Origin of the sequence: Sphaerisporangium dianthi (assembly GCF_042654065.1) — a bacterium.
Classification (GTDB): Bacteria; Actinomycetota; Actinomycetes; order Streptosporangiales; family Streptosporangiaceae; genus Sphaerisporangium; species Sphaerisporangium dianthi.
Genome location: NZ_JBHSFP010000006.1, coordinates 343,401 through 359,522 on the forward strand (window position 1 = coordinate 343,401; position 16,122 = coordinate 359,522).

The window sequence follows — 16,122 nt, forward strand, 5'->3', positions numbered from 1 at the left end:
TCTGCCTGCCACCCTTAGGCCGCCGTCCGCCGGGCGGCCGTGTGGCGTCCTGCAGGACGCGCGCCACCCTCAGAGGGGGCCGGGCGCCGCCGGGCCTCCGGCCGGCACCCTTGGCACGAGTGCCGCCGCGCGGCCGATTCAGGCCGCCCGAAGCCGCCCGCACGCGGGGTGGATCAGGCGCCGTACAGGTGATTCAGCGCCAGCGTGCAGGCGAGCACGATGAGCAGCACGATCGCGATGAGCATGGGCGACAGCCCGCCCAGCCCATGGTGGTGGACCCTGGCCCTGCCGGCCCGGCAGGCCGAGCAGCGACCCTCGACCACCGGGCCGGCGCAGTTGGCGCAGATGAGATGTTCGCAGCTCACGGGATATCTCCCTCTCCACGGTGATCGCTTTACCACCCTGTTAGCGAGTGTGGAATCGTTTTGTTTCCGTTATGGACGTTCCATGCCAGTGTTACCCCTAGACTGAGCCTCGGCCAACCGGAACGTCGATCGTCGGTAAAGAGCGGCGCCCCCCGGCCGGCGAGCAAGGCGATGTGGCTCACGCGGCCACCTCCGCGACCGTCCTAACCCCTAGACTGGCATGCCGTGATGCGCCTGTGATCCATTTCGATAATGTCACCAAGGTCTACGTTAACCAGAACCGCCCCGCCCTCGACCACGTCAGCGTGGATGTCGACAAGGGCGAGTTCGTGTTCCTGGTCGGTCCTTCGGGGTCGGGGAAGTCGACCTTTCTCCGGCTGGTCCTGAAGGAAGAGCGCCCCAACTCGGGCGCGATCCATGTCGCCGGTAAGGATCTGGCGCGCCTGTCGAACTTCAAGGTGCCGCACCTGCGCCGCCGCATCGGCTGTGTGTTCCAGGACTTCCGGCTGCTGCCCAACAAGAACGTCTACGAGAACGTGGCGTTCGCGCTGGAGGTCATCGGCAAGCCCCGGCGGTTCATCCGCAAGGTGGTGCCCGAGGTGGTCGAGCTGGTCGGCCTCGAGGGCAAGGCCCACCGCATGCCCGACGAGCTGTCCGGTGGCGAGCAGCAGCGGGTCGCGATGGCCCGCGCGTTCGTCAACCGCCCGATGATCCTTCTCGCGGACGAGCCCACGGGGAACATCGACCCGGCCACCAGCATCGGGATCATGAAGGTGCTCGACCGGATCAACCGGACCGGCACCACTGTCGTCATGGCCACCCATGACGCCGCAATCGTCGACTCCATGCGCAAGCGCGTGGTCGAGCTGGAGGACGGCAAGATCGTCCGAGATCAGTCGCGCGGCGTCTACGGCCAGGCGTACTGATCACCAAGCGAGAGAGCGACAGGGGACACCCAAAGCATGCGGGCAAACTTCATCTTCTCTGAGGTCTGGATCGGCCTTCGCCGCAACCTCACGATGACCATCGCCGTCGTCGTGACCGTCGCCATAGGCATGGCCCTGCTCGGCATTGGGCTCATGATCAACGCGCAGGTCGGCAGCATGAGCAGCTACTGGTCCGACAAGGTCCAGCTTTCGGCGTTCCTGTGCATGAAGAACAGCCCCTTCGACGCCTGCAAGGGCCGCGGCGCGGTCACCGCCCAGGAGAAGGTCGCGCTGCAGAAGCAGATCGAGAGCATGCCGCAGGTCGAGGCGGTCAAGTTCGAGAACCAGGAGAAGGCCTACGAGAACTTCAAGGCCGCCTACAGCAGCAACAGCGTCTTCCTGAGCGCCGTCAAGGTCGAGGACATGCCCGAGTCGTTCCGGGTCAAGCTCAAGAACCCCGACGACTACAAGGCCGTCTTCGACGCGCTGAGCGGGGCGACCGGCGTCGCCAACGTGGTGAACGACCAGCAACTGCTCGACAGGTTCTTCGGGCTGATGAACAGGCTCCGCGGCGCGGCGCTCGTGGTGGCGCTGATCCAGGTGTTCGCCGCCATCCTGCTGATCGGCAACACGGTGCGGCTGTCGGCGTACAACCGCAGGCGCGAGACCGGCATCATGCGCCTGGTCGGAGCCTCCAACCTGTACATCCAGCTGCCGTTCGTCATGGAGGGCACCATCGCCGGCCTGGTCGGCGGGGTGATCTCGGCGGTCCTGCTGATGTTCGCCAAGATAGTGATCTTCGACAGCATGCAGAAGTTCTTCGTGCTGTCGACGCAGCTAACCTGGAGCGACGTCGCACAGGTGATCACCCTCACGACCGTGGTCGGCGTGGTCATCTGTATTCTCGCCTCGTTCGTGACGCTCCGCCGATACCTGCGGGTGTGACGCACCCCGGTAGGCTCGCTGCTATGCCACGTGAGACCGGGCGGAAGCTCATCGCCCAGAACAAGCGTGCCCGGCACGACTACCTCATCGAGGACACCTACGAGGCCGGGCTCGTCCTGACGGGCACGGAGGTGAAATCCCTCCGTGCCGGCCGGGCGAGCCTCTCGGACGGGTACGGCCAGGTGAAGGACGACGAGGTGTGGCTGATGAACATCCACATCCCCGAGTACCACATGGGCACGTGGACCAACCACGCCGCGCGGCGCCCCCGCAAGCTCCTGCTCCACCGCAAGGAGATCGGGAAGATCGTCGGCAAGACCAAAGAGTCGGGCCTGACGCTGGTCCCCCTCGCGCTGTACTTCAAAGACGGCAAGGCCAAGGTCGAGATCGGCATCGCCCGCGGAAAGAAGACCTGGGACAAGCGGCACGACCTCGCCGAGAAGCAGGCGACCAGGGAGATGGCCCGCGCTCTCCGTCACCGCAACCGATGAGGTCCGAGCAGCCGTGGTGCTACCCGTGCGTCTGAGAAGAGCCCTGTCGGCGGGGCTGTCGCTGGCCGTGGCCGCGCCCATGCTGATGGCCTGCTCCGAGCCCTCGCCGCATGAGGCGGTCAGCCAGTTCCTGGTCGGCTGGCAGTCCGGCGACTACGCCGCCGCGGCCGAGCGCGCCGACGGCGACCCCAAGCTCGTGCGCAAGGCCCTGGAGGACACCGGGCTCCAGCTCGACGCCGCGTCCATCCGCTTCTCGCTCAAGGGCCTGACCACCGAAGGCGACAACGCCGACGCGAAGTTCCACGTCCAGATCGACCTCGGCGACAACAACCCGATCTGGCAGTACGACAACCACCTGCCGCTGCACGTGGTCGACGGCAGGTGGAAGGTCCGCTGGTCGCCGGGCGTCATCCACCCGCTGCTGCGCGAAGGGCAGCGCTTCGCGGTCAAGGTGTCCGGCGGAGGCCGGCAGCCGATCCGCCAGCCCATCGAAGACCGCAACGGCGACCCGCTCCAGAAGGACGCCACGCTGTACCTCGCCGGCGTCTACCCCGACCGGGTGAAGGACCCCGTGGGCGTGTGCGAGCGGCTGTACCAGCTCACCGGCTTCGCCCAGGACCGCCTGCTCTCCCGCATCCGGTCGGCGCCGCCGCAGGAGTTCGTGCCGCTGGTGACCTTCGGCGCCAAGAAGTACGCCCAGCTGCTCGACCGGCTGGAGGAGATCGGCCCCGACCTGGTCATCGAGAAGCAGGCCCAGCCGGTCGCGCCCGACCAGCCCGCCGACATCATCGGCAAGGTCGGCGCGATCACCGCCGAGACCATGCAGCAACTCGGCGGCCCGCAGCGCTCCGGCGACACCATCGGCCAGGGCGGCCTGCAGAGGGCCTACCAGGACCAGCTCACCGGCTCGACCGGCACCGAGGTCGTCACCTATGACCTCAAGACGGGCGAGCAGGCGGCCGAGCTGGCCCGCTGGCCCGGCAGGACGAACACGACATCGGTGCGCACCACCCTGGACAAGGGCGTGCAGCGGTCCGCCGACCTGGCCGTCGGCGGCGGCGGCGCCGCGCTGCTGGTCGCGGTGGACGGGCCGACCGGGCAGATCCGCGCGGTGGCGTCCAGAGAGTTCGACCAAGAGCGCGACGGGCTCGCCGGGCGCTTCCCGCCCGGCACGACGTTCTCCATCGTGGCGGCGGAGGGCCTGCTCGGCGCGGGGCTCGACCCCAAACAGAAGCTGCCGTGCCCCGCCGACCGCACCGTCGGGGGCGCGCGCTTCCAGCAGGCGCAGGCGCAGACACCGGCCACGCAGCAGTCGCCGCCGCCGACGCAGACCCCTGTCCCGGCGCAGCCGCAGGACCCGACCCAGACCCAGCCACCGGCAGGCCAGGCGCCGAGCGTCACCGCGAACTTCGCGCAGGGGTGCGTCACCGCGCTGGCGTCGTTGTCGCGCCGCATCGACGCCGGGTCGCTGGCCCAGGCGGCGGCCCGCTTCGGCATCGGCGGGAGCTGGCGGCTGCCGCTGCGCTCGTTCGCCGGCAGCGTGCCGGCGGCCGCGGGCGACGCCGCGAAGGCGAAGATCATCGCCGGGCAGACGGTCCGGGTGAGCCCGCTGTCGATGGCCCTGGTCGCCGGAGCCCTCAGCTCCGGCACCTGGCGCCCGCCCACGCTGGTCACCTCGCCCTCCTCGCCGGACATCTCCTCGGACGCCTCCTTGGACGTCGCGCCCACGACGCCGCCGCGCCCGGTCACGCTCGACCCTGAGAAGCTGAGCGAGCTTCGCGCGCTCATGCGGGCGGGCGTCGTGTCGGGCTCGGCCACGGCCGCCTCCGCGCCGGGGGAGAAGGTCTACGGCCTGGCCTCGGCCGTGTCGTACACCGAGAAGAAGCGCCAGAGGTCTCTGTCCTGGTTCGTGGGATGGCAGGGCGACCTGGCCGTCGCCGTGCTCACCGAGACGACCAACCCCGCGGCGGCGGCGCAGATCGCCGGCCAGTTCTTCCGCAACGTCCGCACGGCCGCCTGAGACCCGGCCGCGCGGCGGCGGGAACCGCGATGGCGGCGCCCGCGCCGGCCCGGCCGGAAAGCCGGTCGGCAGGGGGCCGCGGAGGGCTTGCGGCCTGCCGCGAATCCGTGGACGAATTATTCTCCGGCCGAGCAACCATCGGGCGGCCGTCCTGCGTCTTTCTCGGTGACCGGGCTCCGCTTGGGGGTTGCGGACCTGGTCGCCGTGATGAGACCAGGGCTTCATCTCGGGGGAAGCCCTGCCGTCCGGACCGGCTCGACCCTGCCGGTCGGCCCCCGGGGGCGTGTGCCATGTGCCACGCCCCCGGGGGTTTCGGCGTGTACGGACGCCAGAGGCGGGCGGTCGCACGGAATCAAGTTGGCACCGCCGGTGTTGTTAGGAGTATCTTCGAGTCGATCGGTCTCTCCGGAGGCCGTGTTGACAACTCCACAGGGGGTGACTGGTTTCGACTTCGGCATGTCGTGCCAGGGGAAGCGGGTCGAGGACTGCGGACATAACCTCGTTAACACTGTGACCGCAAAACAATAAGTGCCAATAACACGCGCACTCAGGGCCACATGGCCCTCGCCGCCTGAGCGAGGTCTAGGCCCTTGTCAGCCCGGGATCGCCTCCGGCCCGGAACTGGCATCGCTAGGAGGCTCAACCGATCGACCCGGTCACGGGGCCGATAGGGAAACCAAACAGTGACTGAGCCCGTCGGTGACTCGCCTGCGAGATCACCGGGGCTGAGAAAATCGCAGCAGGCTGCACCCGGAGAAGCCCTGACGCGGTGTTGAAGGACGCGGGTTCGATTCCCGCCACCTCCACTCGTGGACGAAGGCCCTGCCGGGGCGAGCGACGCTCGCCCCGGCAGGGCCTTCGTGTTGCCGGCCGCCGCAAATCGTGGTGTCCCGGACGGGTGCGGCAGGCCCGTCGGGTGTCCTCCGCCGTCTCCTCAGGTGCACGTGTTCAGCCCGGGGTGAAGCCCGGTGTCCACCAGAGTGCCCGTTTCGCCCGGCGTGAAGTCCGGCCCGCGGCAGGACGCGGCCCGTTAGCCTGGGCGGATGAGCGATCTTGAGTCGGCGGTGGTCAACGGGGTCCGGCTCGCCTACCAGGTGGCGGGGCGGCCCGAGGCTCCGCCTCTGATGCTTCTGCACGGACGGGGCGCCGATCACACCTCGTGGGCCGGTGTCATTCCGCGGCTGGCGACGTCCTTCCGGGTCTACGCGCCGGACGCCCGCGGGAGCGGAGCCAGCGAATGGCCCGGCGTCTACTCGCTCGAGTCGATGCGCGATGACGTGATCGCCCTGCTCGACCACCTCGAACTGCCCGCCGTGACCGTCGTCGCGCACTCCATGGGCGGCATGGTCGCCTCCCTGGTCGCCCAGGCCCATCCGGGCCGCGTCGAGCGCATGGTGCTGGAGGACGTGCCAGCGCCGCACCCCGCCGGACTGCCCGTCCCCGAACGGCCGGACGGCGAGCCGGCCTTCGACTGGGCCATGGTCGAGCAGACCGCCCACCAGCGCAACCACCCCGATCCGGCCTGGCTGGACGGGCTGGCGAAGGTCACCGCGCCGACGCTGGTCATCGCGGGCGGCGCGCCGAGCCACCTTCCCCAGGACCAGGTGGCCGACATGGCCCGTCGCATCCCCGGCGCCCGCCTGGTGACGATCGAGGCCGGTCACGAGATCCACCTCACCCGCCCGGAGGAATTCCTCGCCGCGCTCGCGGACTTCCTCGGGCGCTGAGCGGGCTCGGCCTCCGGCCGGGCGGCGGAGACGCCCACCGGCGGTGCGAGGGTCCGCCGCACTATGCGAGGGTCTCGCCGGCCGTATCGGTCAGCCTGCCGTATCGGTCAGCCGGCCGTATCGGTCAGAGGTAGAGGCGGATGGCGCCGGTGAGGATCCGGCGGGCGGTGGCGAAGACCTCGTCGGCCGTGGCGGGGGACGGCGGCGGCGCGACGACCTGCACCATCTGCGTGCTCGGCTCGCCTACGTCGGGGAACAGCTCCCACTTCCAGGCCGGGCTCGTCAGGCTGTCGAAGCGCTCGAGGCTCACCACGAGGGGCGCCGTGCCGTCCCACCCCCAGGGAGGCGTCTGCGCGAGCCGCGCGAGGCGGACGGAGGCCCGCGACGCCGGACCGCCGCCGCCCTGCGCCGGTCGCGGGTCCAGGCGGGCCGGGTGGGGGGCGAGGGACGCCTGCCGAAGGTCCAGGTCGGTCGGGTGAGGGCCGGGAGAGGCGCTTCGCGTGCTCAGCGTCGCCAGGCCGGCGCGTTCGGCGGCCTCGCGGAGCAGGCCGTACGGATCGTCCAGATCAGCCAGGGAGGCGTGCCGGTACGCGGTCGACTGGGCGAGCAGCACGGACTCGGCCAGGCGCTGGTCGGTGCCGTGCTCGCCGGCCCAGTCGCCCGGGGCGATGCCATGCCGCTCCCCGGTCGCGCGCAGGTCGGCCAGCAGCCGCGCGGCGGCGGCCAGCGTCGAGGGGGTGTAGACGGTGCGATAGTGCCCGCGCGCCACCCGCTCGATCATCTGGCGGGCGGAGGCGGTGTCGGTGGTGGTCATCGGCTGCTGTCCCTCATCGTCTCGCCTGTGACCGTAAGGACTTTATCCCCACTTGATCCATTGCGGGACCCGGGGCGGTCCGCCGCCCGCTTCCATCGGCCGAGTCGACAGCGGGAGGGCGCCCCAGGGGAGGACCGGGTGGCACGCTCTCGTCGTCCGTTCGGGCGTGACGGTCAGCCGCCCGAGAGGGTGCCCAGGGTGACGGTGACGGTGGCGGTCTTGCCGTTCGGGTGATGGATCTCGACGTTCGTCCGCGTGCCCGGCTTGAGGCCGGCGAGCACCTCCGACAGGGCCGCGGCCGTCGGCGTCGGCTTGCCGTCGACGCTGGAGATGACGTCGCCGGGCTTGATTCCGGCCTTGGCCGCGCCGCCGCCCGGGTCGACCTGGGCGACGCCGACGCCGACCGGACGCCCTTCGGAGTCCACGACGGTGTTGACCCGGACGCCGAGCGCGGCGCGCCGCGTGTTGGTGACCTTGCCGTGCCTGATGATCTGCTCGGCCACGTCCTTGGCGGTGCTGCTCGGGATGGCGAACCCGATGCCGGGGGCGGCGCCGCCGCCCAGGTCGGGGTTGATGGCGGCCAGCGTGGGGACGCCGATCACCTCGCCCCTGAGGTTGGTGAGCGCGCCGCCGCTGTTGCCCGGGTTGATCGACGCGGAGGTCTGGATGGCGTTGGTGATGGTGGCTCCCGGCGAGCCCTCGCCCTGCGGTTCGGTCACGGTGCGGCCGAGCGCTGAGATGATGCCGTTGGTCACGCTTCCCGACAGGCCGAGCGGGTTGCCCATGGCCAGGACCATCTGGCCGACCTTCAGCCTGTTGGAGTCGCCGAACGTGGCGGGGGTGAGACCGGTCCGGTCGGTGACGCGGATGACGGCGAGGTCGCCCAGAGGATAGGACGAGACCAGGTCCGCCTTGCGGGGTTTGCCGCCCGTGGCGAGTGTGACCTCGAAGGTCTTGGACTTGCCCACCACGTGGGCGTTCGTCACGATGTGACCCTGGGTGTCGTACACGATGCCCGAGCCCAGCCCGCCCGAGGTGTTGATCTGCACGATGGACGGCAGGACCTGGGCGATGACCCGCTCGTACGCCTGCTCCTCGGTGATCACCGAGGCGTCCGACGGCGGGGTGCCGCCGCCGCGCTCGGACGCCGTGCTCGTCGAGGCCGGGGCTCCGGTGAGGCCGCATCCGCTCAGCACCAGTGCCCCGGCCACCCCCGCGGCCACGGCGTGCCGCACGGCATGCCCGGCTCTCCGGTTACCTGGTGTAGTCGCCATGGAACACGTCATTCCCGACTCTAGGGAAGATACTCGTCATATACCTCCAATGACGTGATCTTGGTGATAGACGGGCACGTACCACCGCCGTGGCTGGGGCCAGGTTTCTCAATCGGTGCTTCCAGGGCGCTGACCTGTGGCAACGTGGTGCCGGACGCGGAAGCGGCAGGGCCGGGCAGCGTGGATCACGATTTGTGACGTAGTCTGCCGACATGGCGGACGGCGCTGGTAACTCCCCAAGCCGCCCTGGGTCTGGGCGGCCTCCGACATACGTTCCCTCCTACGACGCGCCCACCACGCCGATGCCGCGGGTGAGCCCTGAGCAGGCGCTCGCCATGGCGCAGGCCGCGACGGACACCGCGAAGGCCGCCACCGAGGCCAAGGCCGCCGCCGAGGCCGCCAAGACCGCCAAGGCCCCATCCGCCTCGGACACGGAGTCCGTCGCGGAGGCCGCCTCCTCCTCGGACGCGGAGTCCGTCCCTGAGGCCGCCTCCTCCTCGGACACGGTGGAGATCCGCGTGCGAGCGAGACCGCACGTCGCGGGCGCGGCCAAGCGCGCCGAGCCGGTACGCGGCGATGCCGCGCGCGGCGGCGCGGGCGGTGGCCGCGACGAGAGCGACGAGATCACGGTCAACGTGCGCAGGCCCGGTGGACCGTTCCCCCCGCGAGGCGGCCCCGCGTCCCCCGCGGAGCCGGTCGCCCGGCCGCGGTACGCCGAGAGGCGCGAGCGTCCGGGCGCGCTGGGCGCGGCGGTCCTCCGCGTCGGCGACATCCCGATCAAGGCGGTGTACGGCATCGGCGCGCTGATCGCCACCGTGGCCATCGTGATCCTGATCTTCGCGTTGTTCTCGGAGGACAAGCCGGGCGACCCGGTGCGGGTGGACCCGGCACAGGCCGGCGGGCCGGCCGTGCCGAGCGCGCCGGCGAAGCCCACGCCGCCTCCGATCGCCGTGCCGCCGGCGCCGGCGGCCAAGGCGATGACCGTCTTCCCCGGCACGGGCACGCCGATCGCGGCGTACGTGCTGGACCGCGCCGCGGGCATCACCTACGTCCAGTACGGCGCGCCGTGGGCCAAGACGTCCAAGCCGCCCTTCTCGGCGGCCCAGAAGGTCGGCTCCGCGAAGCGGCCGCAGGCGTTGATCGCCTCCGGCCCGGTTCCGCTGGCCGTGCCCAAGGCGCCGACGACCTACGACGGCTACCGCAAGCTGGCGGTCAAGGCCGCGAAGTGGACGCTGCGCTACCAGCCGGCCGGTTCGAAGTTCACCTGGACGGTGTCGCAGCGGGCGCGCTACAACCTCGGGTGGGTGCTCGGCTACAAGGTCGGCTACGTGCAGGGCGGCAAGAAGCACTCCTCGCAGGCGTACGTCTTCGTCGTCTCCGCGCCGGCGAAGAAGAAGCCCGCGATGCTGTTCGCGACCGTGACCGACGCCCGCGAGGCGCTCTACCACGATCTGAACATGCTCTTCTGGACGGCCCGCGCCGGCTGAGGCGCGGCGGCGGGCGTCCGGCGCGATCGGTGACGTATCCGTGCCCGGCCGTTGGCCTTGGAAGCATCTTCTAGAATATGATTCTGGGACGTCTGGAGGCCGAGCGGCACGGAGGGTGTTATGGCGATCGGGTTGAGCGAGGAGCACGAGGCGCTCCGCGAGTCCGTGAGCGGCTGGGCAGAGCGCAATGTCCCCGCGGAGGTCGTGCGCGCGGCCGTCGGCGCGCAGGACGAGCAGCGGCCCGCGTTCTGGGGCGGCCTGGCCGACCAGGGCCTGCTGGGCCTGCACCTGCCCGAGGAGTACGGCGGCAGCGGCTTCGGCCTGCTGGAGACCGCCGTGGCCGTCGAGGCGCTCGGCGAGCGCGTCGCACCGGGCCCGTACGTTCCGACCGTCCTGGCCTCGGCCGTCATCCTGGCCTCCGACGGCAAGGCGCGCGGCGAGCTGCTCCCCGGCCTGGCCGACGGCACGCTGACCGGCGCCGTCGCGCTCGGTGGCGCGCTGACCGGCACCCGCGGCGACGACGGAGTCCTGACCGTCAGCGGCGCCGCCGATCCCGTGCTCGGCGCGGCGCTCGCCGACGTGCTCGTCCTGCCGGTGAGCACCGGCCAGGGCGAAGAGTGGGTCGTCCTGTCCGCCGCCGACGTGACCGTCACCCAGGGCGGGAGCCTCGACCTCACCAGGGCGGTGGCCAAGGTCGAGGCGGACGCGGTCGTGGTGCCGGGCGAGCGGATCCTCGACGGGCTCGACCGGGCGCGCGTCCGCGATCTCGCCGCGATCCTGTTCGGCGCCGAGGCGGCTGGCGTCGCCTCCTGGTGCGTGCGCGCCGCCGCCGACTACGCCAAGGTGCGCGTGCAGTTCGGCCGTCCCATCGGCCAGTTCCAGGGGGTCAAGCACAAGGCGTCCCGCATGCTCGTCGCGCTGGAGCAGGCCCGCGCCACCGTGTGGGACGCCACCCGCGCGGCCGGCGACGAGCTGCGTTACGCCGCCGCGATCGCCGGGGTCATGGCCCCCGACGCCGCCGTGCGGTGCGCCAAGGACGCCATCCAGATCTTCGGCGGCATCGGCTACACCTTCGAGCACGACGCCCACCTGTACTACCGCCGCGCGCTCACCCTGCGGGCGCTGCTCGGCCCGTCGGCGGAGTGGGCCGAGACGGTGGCCTCCTGCGCCCTGTCCGGCGTGACCCGCGAGATGGAGATCGAGCTTCCCGAGGACACCGAGGCGCTGCGCTCAGCCATCCGCGAAGAGGTCGCCGAGATCGCCGCGCTGGAGGGCAAGGAGCAGAAGCGCGCCCTGGCCGCCAGGGGCTTCGTGATGCCCCACCTGCCCGAGCCGTGGGGACGGGGCGCCTCGCCGCTTGAGCAGGTGCTCATCTACCAGGAGCTCAAGACCGCGCGCGTACGGCTGCCGCAGATGATCATCGGTGCGTGGGTGGTGCCGTCCCTCGTGGCCTACGGCACCTCCGGGCAGCAGGAACGGTTCCTGCCCGCGACCCTGTCCGGCGAGATGATCTGGTGCCAGCTGTTCAGCGAGCCCGGCGCGGGCTCGGACCTGGCGTCGCTGCAGATGAAGGCCGAGCGGGTCGAGGGCGGCTGGAGGCTCAACGGCCAGAAGATCTGGACCTCCGTCGCGCACGTCGCCGAGTGGGGCATCTGCATCGCGCGCACCGACAGCGGCAGGCCCAAGCACGACGGCATCACCTACTTCCTGGTCGACATGAAGGCCCCCGGGGTCACCGTCCGGCCGCTCACCGAGATGACCGGGGAGAACCTGTTCAACGAGGTGTTCCTCGACGACGTCGTGGTCCCGGACGAGATGGTCGTGGGCGAGATCAACGAGGGCTGGAGGGTCGCGCGCAACACGTTGTCCAACGAGCGCGTGTCCCTGTCGTCGGGATCCGGCGGCACCGGGTCCTCGGTCCCCGACCTGCTCGGCCTGGCCTCCCGTCTCGGCCGCGACCTCACGGCGGCCGAGCGGCAGCAGGTGGCGCACGTGATCTGCGAGGGGCACTCGATCAACGCGCTCAGCCTCCGCGTCACGCTGAAGCAGCTCGCCGGCGCAGAGCCGGGCGCCGACGCCTCGGTGCGCAAACTGCTGTCCACCTCGCACGCCCAGCACGTGTCCGAATGCGCGGTGGACCTGCTCGGCGCGTCGGCGACGACGGCCGCCGACATGAAGCTCGGCGACGCCGGCTACTGGAACCGGGCGGTCCTCGCCACGCGGGCGATGACCATCTACGGCGGCACCACCGAGGTCCAGCTCAACATCATCGCCGAACGCATGCTCGGCCTTCCCCGGGACCCCGAACCCGGCAAGTGATCTCCGGCGCCAGGGGTCCCGGTCCCCGGACGGGCACCCCTGGCGCCGCACGTCCGCCGCACGTCCGCCGCACGTCCGCCGCACGTCCGCCGCACGTCCGCCGCACGTCCGCCGCACGCTCGCGGCGGACGTCCGCGGCGGTCGTTCCCGTGCGGCCGGTGGCCCGCTGAGGCGGTGGTGGGCCCGGTGGCGCACCGTCGCCGATTCCTGGGCGCCGTCCCGGATCCGCAGTGCCGAACCGATACGAGGCCGCGGCTTTCCGGCCTGAAATGTTCATGGTTCGGCGAGACGTTGATGCAGCTCACCCGCTCGCCGGCCCGCCTCGTGCTTGACCCTCCGCCGAGGGCGGAACCAGACTCCGCGTGAGTGTCATCCCTCCGCGAACCACCGCAGCGGCCCGCATCCGTCGCGCTCGCGTGCCGTTCGGCAAGCGGAAATGTTAGCGCTAACAACCGCAGGAGCCGATCAAGCCGAAATCCTGTCGACGACACGATCAAGACCCATCCCAGTGGCGACGTGGGCGGCCGGGCCACCGGGACGGAAGAGAGCGCGGAACAGCACCAACGGCCAAGAGGAAGAGACATGACGCAAGATCAGAATGTGCCCGTGAGCGGTGAGCGAAGCCTGCTGAGCCGGAGAAACGTCCTGGCGACGATAGGGGTCACGACCGCGGTGGCGATCGCCGGGGCCCCGGGAGCCGCGGCCGCGACGGCCGTCATCGATCCGTCGGCGCAGCGGCAGACGATCCGAGGCTTCGGCGGCATGGCCCACGCGATCTGGATCGGCGACCTGACGGCTGCCCAGCGGGAGACGGCGTTCGGCACCGGCGAGGGCAAGCTCGGGTTCTCCGTGCTGAGGATCCCCGTCAATGAGAACCAGTCGGACTGGGGCCGTGACCTGGCGACGGCGAAGCGCGCGGTCGAGCTCGGGGCGAGCGTCATCGCGTCGCCGTGGAACCCTCCCGCGAGCATGATCGAGACCTTCACCCGCGGCAGCCAGACCAACGCCAAGCGCCTCAGGGCCAGCTCGTACGCGGCGTACGCCCAGCATCTGAACAGCTTCACCACGTACATGCGGAACAACGGGGTGAACCTGTACGGCATCTCGGTGCAGAACGAGCCCGACTACGCGCATGACTGGACGTGGTGGACGTCCGGCGAGATCGTCAAGTTCCTGCGGGAGAACGCCGGCTCGATCAGCACCAGGGTCATCGCGCCCGAGTCCTTCCAGTACGTGAAGTCCATGTCGGACCCGATCCTCAACGACTCCACGGCGCTCGCCAACGTGGACATCATCGGGGCCCACCTCTACGGCACGTCGTACTCGAACTTCCCCTACCCCCTCTTCAAGCAGAAGGGCGCGGGCAAAGAGCTCTGGATGACCGAGGTCTACTACCCCAACAGCAGCGATTCGGGGGACCTCTGGCCCCAGGCGCTCGACGTGGGGGAGCACATCCACCACGCCATGGTGGACGCCGAGTTCCAGGCGTACATCTGGTGGACCATCCGGCGCAGCTACGGTCCCATGCGGGAGGATGGTCAGCTCAGCAAGCGCGGCGCCATGATGGCGCAGTTTGCGAGGTTCGTCCGCCCCGGATACGTGCGGATCGACGCGACGGCGAACCCGGCGTCGAACGTCTACGTCTCGGCGTACCGGAGCGGCAACACCGTCGTCATCGTCGCCGTCAACAAGAACACCTCCGCGGTGAGCCAGCAGTTCACCCTGTCGAACACCACCTCGTCCGGCAGTGTCTCGTCCTGGCTGAGCGACGCGAGCAGGAACGTCGCCCCCCAGGCGGCGACCAGCATGTCGAACGGCTCCCTCACCGTCTCGCTTCCCGCGCGAAGCGTGACGACCTTCGTGGCCAGCCTGACCGGCGGTCCCTCGCCCACCCCGACGCCGACCCCGACGGTCACGCCGACGGTCACCCCGACCCCCACGCCGACGCCCACCCCGTCGACCGGGACCGGGCCCCGGGTCACCTACACGATGAGCGCCTGGAACAACGGTTTCACCGCCAACATCGCCATCACCAACACCGGGACCTCGACGATCAACGGCTGGACGCTCGCCTTCACCCTGCCCTCCGGCCAGACCATCACCTCGGCCTGGAACGTCACCTTCTCGCCCTCCAGCGGCCAGGTGAGCGGCACCAACGTCGGCCACAACGGCACGATCGCCCCCGGGGCCACGGTCGAGGTCGGCTTCCAGGCCAACCACACCGGCAACACCTCCGAACCGACCGCCTTCACCCTCAACGGCGTCCCCTGCACCGTGGCCTGACCGGCACGTGAACCCATCCCCGGAGCCTGACCGGCTCAGGGGGCCAGGTGCGGCCCCTCCGGCGGCGGAGGGGCCCGGCGTCTGGTGAGGCGGCCGGGCTCGGACGGCTCCGGCGCTCCCTCATGGCCGTGGCAAGGTGCCAGGTTCGGGTAGTTTTGCGTGGTCTGCTGCTTGCCGCCGACCGGAGTGGGCCATGCGAGACCATCGGTTCGTGCGGGCGGCGCCCGCGGTGGCCGCGCTGATCGTGGGCATCGTGGCCCTGGGACCGGCGCTTCGGCCGGGTTTCGTGCTGCGGTACGACATGGTCTTCGTGCCCGACCCTCCGGTGGCCTGGCCGCAGGGGGGCTTCCCCCGGGCGGTGCCGAGCGACCTCGTCGTCGCGCTGCTCTCGCACGTCGTCCCCGCCCCCCTGCTGCAGAAGCTCATCCTGCTCGGCGTCTTCGTCCTCGCCGGCACCGGCGCCGCCGCCCTGTTGCCGCGAGCCCGCCGGGCGCACGAGGACGGCACGGCTCCCATGGACGGCACGGTCCCGGTGGACGGCCCGGTTCGGGGGGGTGAGCGGAAGGACGCGGGGCTGCTCGTGGCGCGGGTGGCGGCGGCGGTGTTCTACGCCTGGAACGCCTACCTCGCGCAGCGGCTGCTGCTCGGGCAGTGGGCGTTGCTGCTCGGCTTCGCCGGCCTGCCGTGGGCGGTCAGGGCGGCGGCCCGGGGCGACTGGCGGCGGCTCGCGCTCGCCCTGCTCCCGGCGGCCGTCGGCGGCTTCCAGGCCATGCTCGTCTCCGCCCTCGTCGTGCTGCCCGTCGCGGCCACCCGCGAGAAGGATCGGTCGCGCGGGACGCTGCGAGCCGGGGCGGTGCTGGCCGTGCTGAGCCTCCCGTGGGCGGTGCCCGCGCTGCTCAGCGGGGCGGTCACCGACCCGGCAGGGGTCGACGCCTTCGCGGCCCGCGCCGACGGGCCGTTCGGCACGGCCGGCAGCCTGCTGACGCTCGGCGGCATCTGGAACGCCGAGGCGACCGTGCCGGGCCAGTCCGCGTGGTGGCTCGCCACGGCCCGGCTCCTGCTCGCCGTGCTCGCCGTCGCCGCCTTCACCCGGCTCCGCGCCGCGCCGTACCGGACCGGGCTGGCGATCGCGGCCGTGATGGGGCTCGCCATAGCGCTGACCGGGGCGTACGCGCCCGGCGCGCTCAAGGCGCTGATCGCCTTCTGGCCGGGCTTCGGCCCGCTGCGCGACGGCCAGCTCTACATCGCCCCCCTGGCACTGGTCCAGGCGGTGGGCTTCGGGTCGCTGGCCCGCCGTACGACGGCGCCGGCATCGCCGTACCTCTCCTCGCCGTCGCGGCGCCGATTCGGCTCGGACGAGCGAAGGCGGGGAGAAGGCCTCCGGGACGGGGACGACGAGTCCCCGACGGGGCGGGAGGGGGAGGTTCGGTCGGGGTCGGATGGGTGGGGTGAGTCTTGGGTTGGGCGGGAG

General features: G+C 71.2%; 12 protein-coding genes and 1 other RNA gene. 10 read left to right on the top strand and 3 right to left on the bottom strand.

The annotated features are described in order from the left end of the window. Nucleotides 1-173 precede the first annotated feature (173 nt). Complete coding sequence (locus tag ACFO60_RS12780) at nucleotides 174-365, bottom strand: hypothetical protein (RefSeq protein ID WP_380840282.1); 192 nt, start codon at nucleotides 363-365, stop codon at nucleotides 174-176. 236 nt (nucleotides 366-601) lie between these two features. On the opposite strand from ACFO60_RS12780, the gene ftsE reads away from it, so the two are divergent. The 6 genes from ftsE (at nucleotide 602) to ACFO60_RS12810 (ending at nucleotide 6,474) form a co-directional block, all read left to right on the top strand. Then, nucleotides 602-1,291: a cell division ATP-binding protein FtsE gene (ftsE, locus tag ACFO60_RS12785; protein WP_114029179.1), complete on the top strand. Its 690-nt coding sequence runs from the start codon at nucleotides 602-604 to the stop codon at nucleotides 1,289-1,291. Between the two features lie 36 nt (nucleotides 1,292-1,327). Further along, a complete protein-coding gene (gene ftsX, locus ACFO60_RS12790; RefSeq protein ID WP_380840283.1) occupies nucleotides 1,328-2,236 on the top strand; it encodes a permease-like cell division protein FtsX in 909 nt (302 codons plus the stop codon). 23 nt (nucleotides 2,237-2,259) lie between these two features. Then, nucleotides 2,260-2,727: an SsrA-binding protein SmpB gene (gene smpB / locus ACFO60_RS12795; protein ID WP_380840284.1), complete on the top strand. Its 468-nt coding sequence runs from the start codon at nucleotides 2,260-2,262 to the stop codon at nucleotides 2,725-2,727. A 25-nt stretch (nucleotides 2,728-2,752) separates the two neighbouring features. Further along, nucleotides 2,753-4,747 (top strand): penicillin-binding transpeptidase domain-containing protein, encoded by a 1,995-nt coding sequence (locus ACFO60_RS12800; RefSeq protein ID WP_380840285.1) that lies wholly within the window; start codon nucleotides 2,753-2,755, stop codon nucleotides 4,745-4,747. 431 nt (nucleotides 4,748-5,178) lie between these two features. Next, nucleotides 5,179-5,556: a transfer-messenger RNA gene (ssrA, locus tag ACFO60_RS12805) on the top strand. A 234-nt stretch (nucleotides 5,557-5,790) separates the two neighbouring features. Beyond that, nucleotides 5,791-6,474: an alpha/beta fold hydrolase gene (locus tag ACFO60_RS12810; protein WP_380840286.1), complete on the top strand. Its 684-nt coding sequence runs from the start codon at nucleotides 5,791-5,793 to the stop codon at nucleotides 6,472-6,474. Between the two features lie 124 nt (nucleotides 6,475-6,598). On the opposite strand, the gene ACFO60_RS12815 is transcribed toward ACFO60_RS12810, so the two are convergent. Both ACFO60_RS12815 and ACFO60_RS12820 read right to left on the bottom strand, forming a co-directional pair. Then, nucleotides 6,599-7,288, bottom strand: coding sequence for a hypothetical protein (locus tag ACFO60_RS12815; RefSeq protein ID WP_380840287.1), 690 nt, complete (start codon nucleotides 7,286-7,288; stop codon nucleotides 6,599-6,601). A gap of 173 nt (nucleotides 7,289-7,461) precedes the next feature. Next, nucleotides 7,462-8,562, bottom strand: a complete 1,101-nt coding sequence (locus ACFO60_RS12820; RefSeq protein ID WP_380840288.1) for a S1C family serine protease — start codon at nucleotides 8,560-8,562, stop codon at nucleotides 7,462-7,464. 311 nt (nucleotides 8,563-8,873) lie between these two features. Between ACFO60_RS12820 and ACFO60_RS12825 the strand changes: the two genes are divergently transcribed. From ACFO60_RS12825 to ACFO60_RS12840, 4 genes are all read left to right on the top strand, one after another. Beyond that, a complete protein-coding gene (locus ACFO60_RS12825; protein WP_380840289.1) occupies nucleotides 8,874-10,049 on the top strand; it encodes a hypothetical protein in 1,176 nt (391 codons plus the stop codon). 120 nt (nucleotides 10,050-10,169) lie between these two features. After that, nucleotides 10,170-12,368 (top strand): acyl-CoA dehydrogenase, encoded by a 2,199-nt coding sequence (locus tag ACFO60_RS12830; RefSeq protein WP_380840290.1) that lies wholly within the window; start codon nucleotides 10,170-10,172, stop codon nucleotides 12,366-12,368. A gap of 606 nt (nucleotides 12,369-12,974) precedes the next feature. Continuing rightward, nucleotides 12,975-14,651: a glucuronoarabinoxylan endo-1,4-beta-xylanase XynC gene (xynC, locus tag ACFO60_RS12835; RefSeq protein WP_380840291.1), complete on the top strand. Its 1,677-nt coding sequence runs from the start codon at nucleotides 12,975-12,977 to the stop codon at nucleotides 14,649-14,651. 193 nt (nucleotides 14,652-14,844) lie between these two features. Then, nucleotides 14,845-16,122 (top strand): MmpA family trehalose lipid delivery protein (locus ACFO60_RS12840; protein ID WP_465269879.1); only part of this gene is annotated, 1,278 nt, incomplete at its 3' end.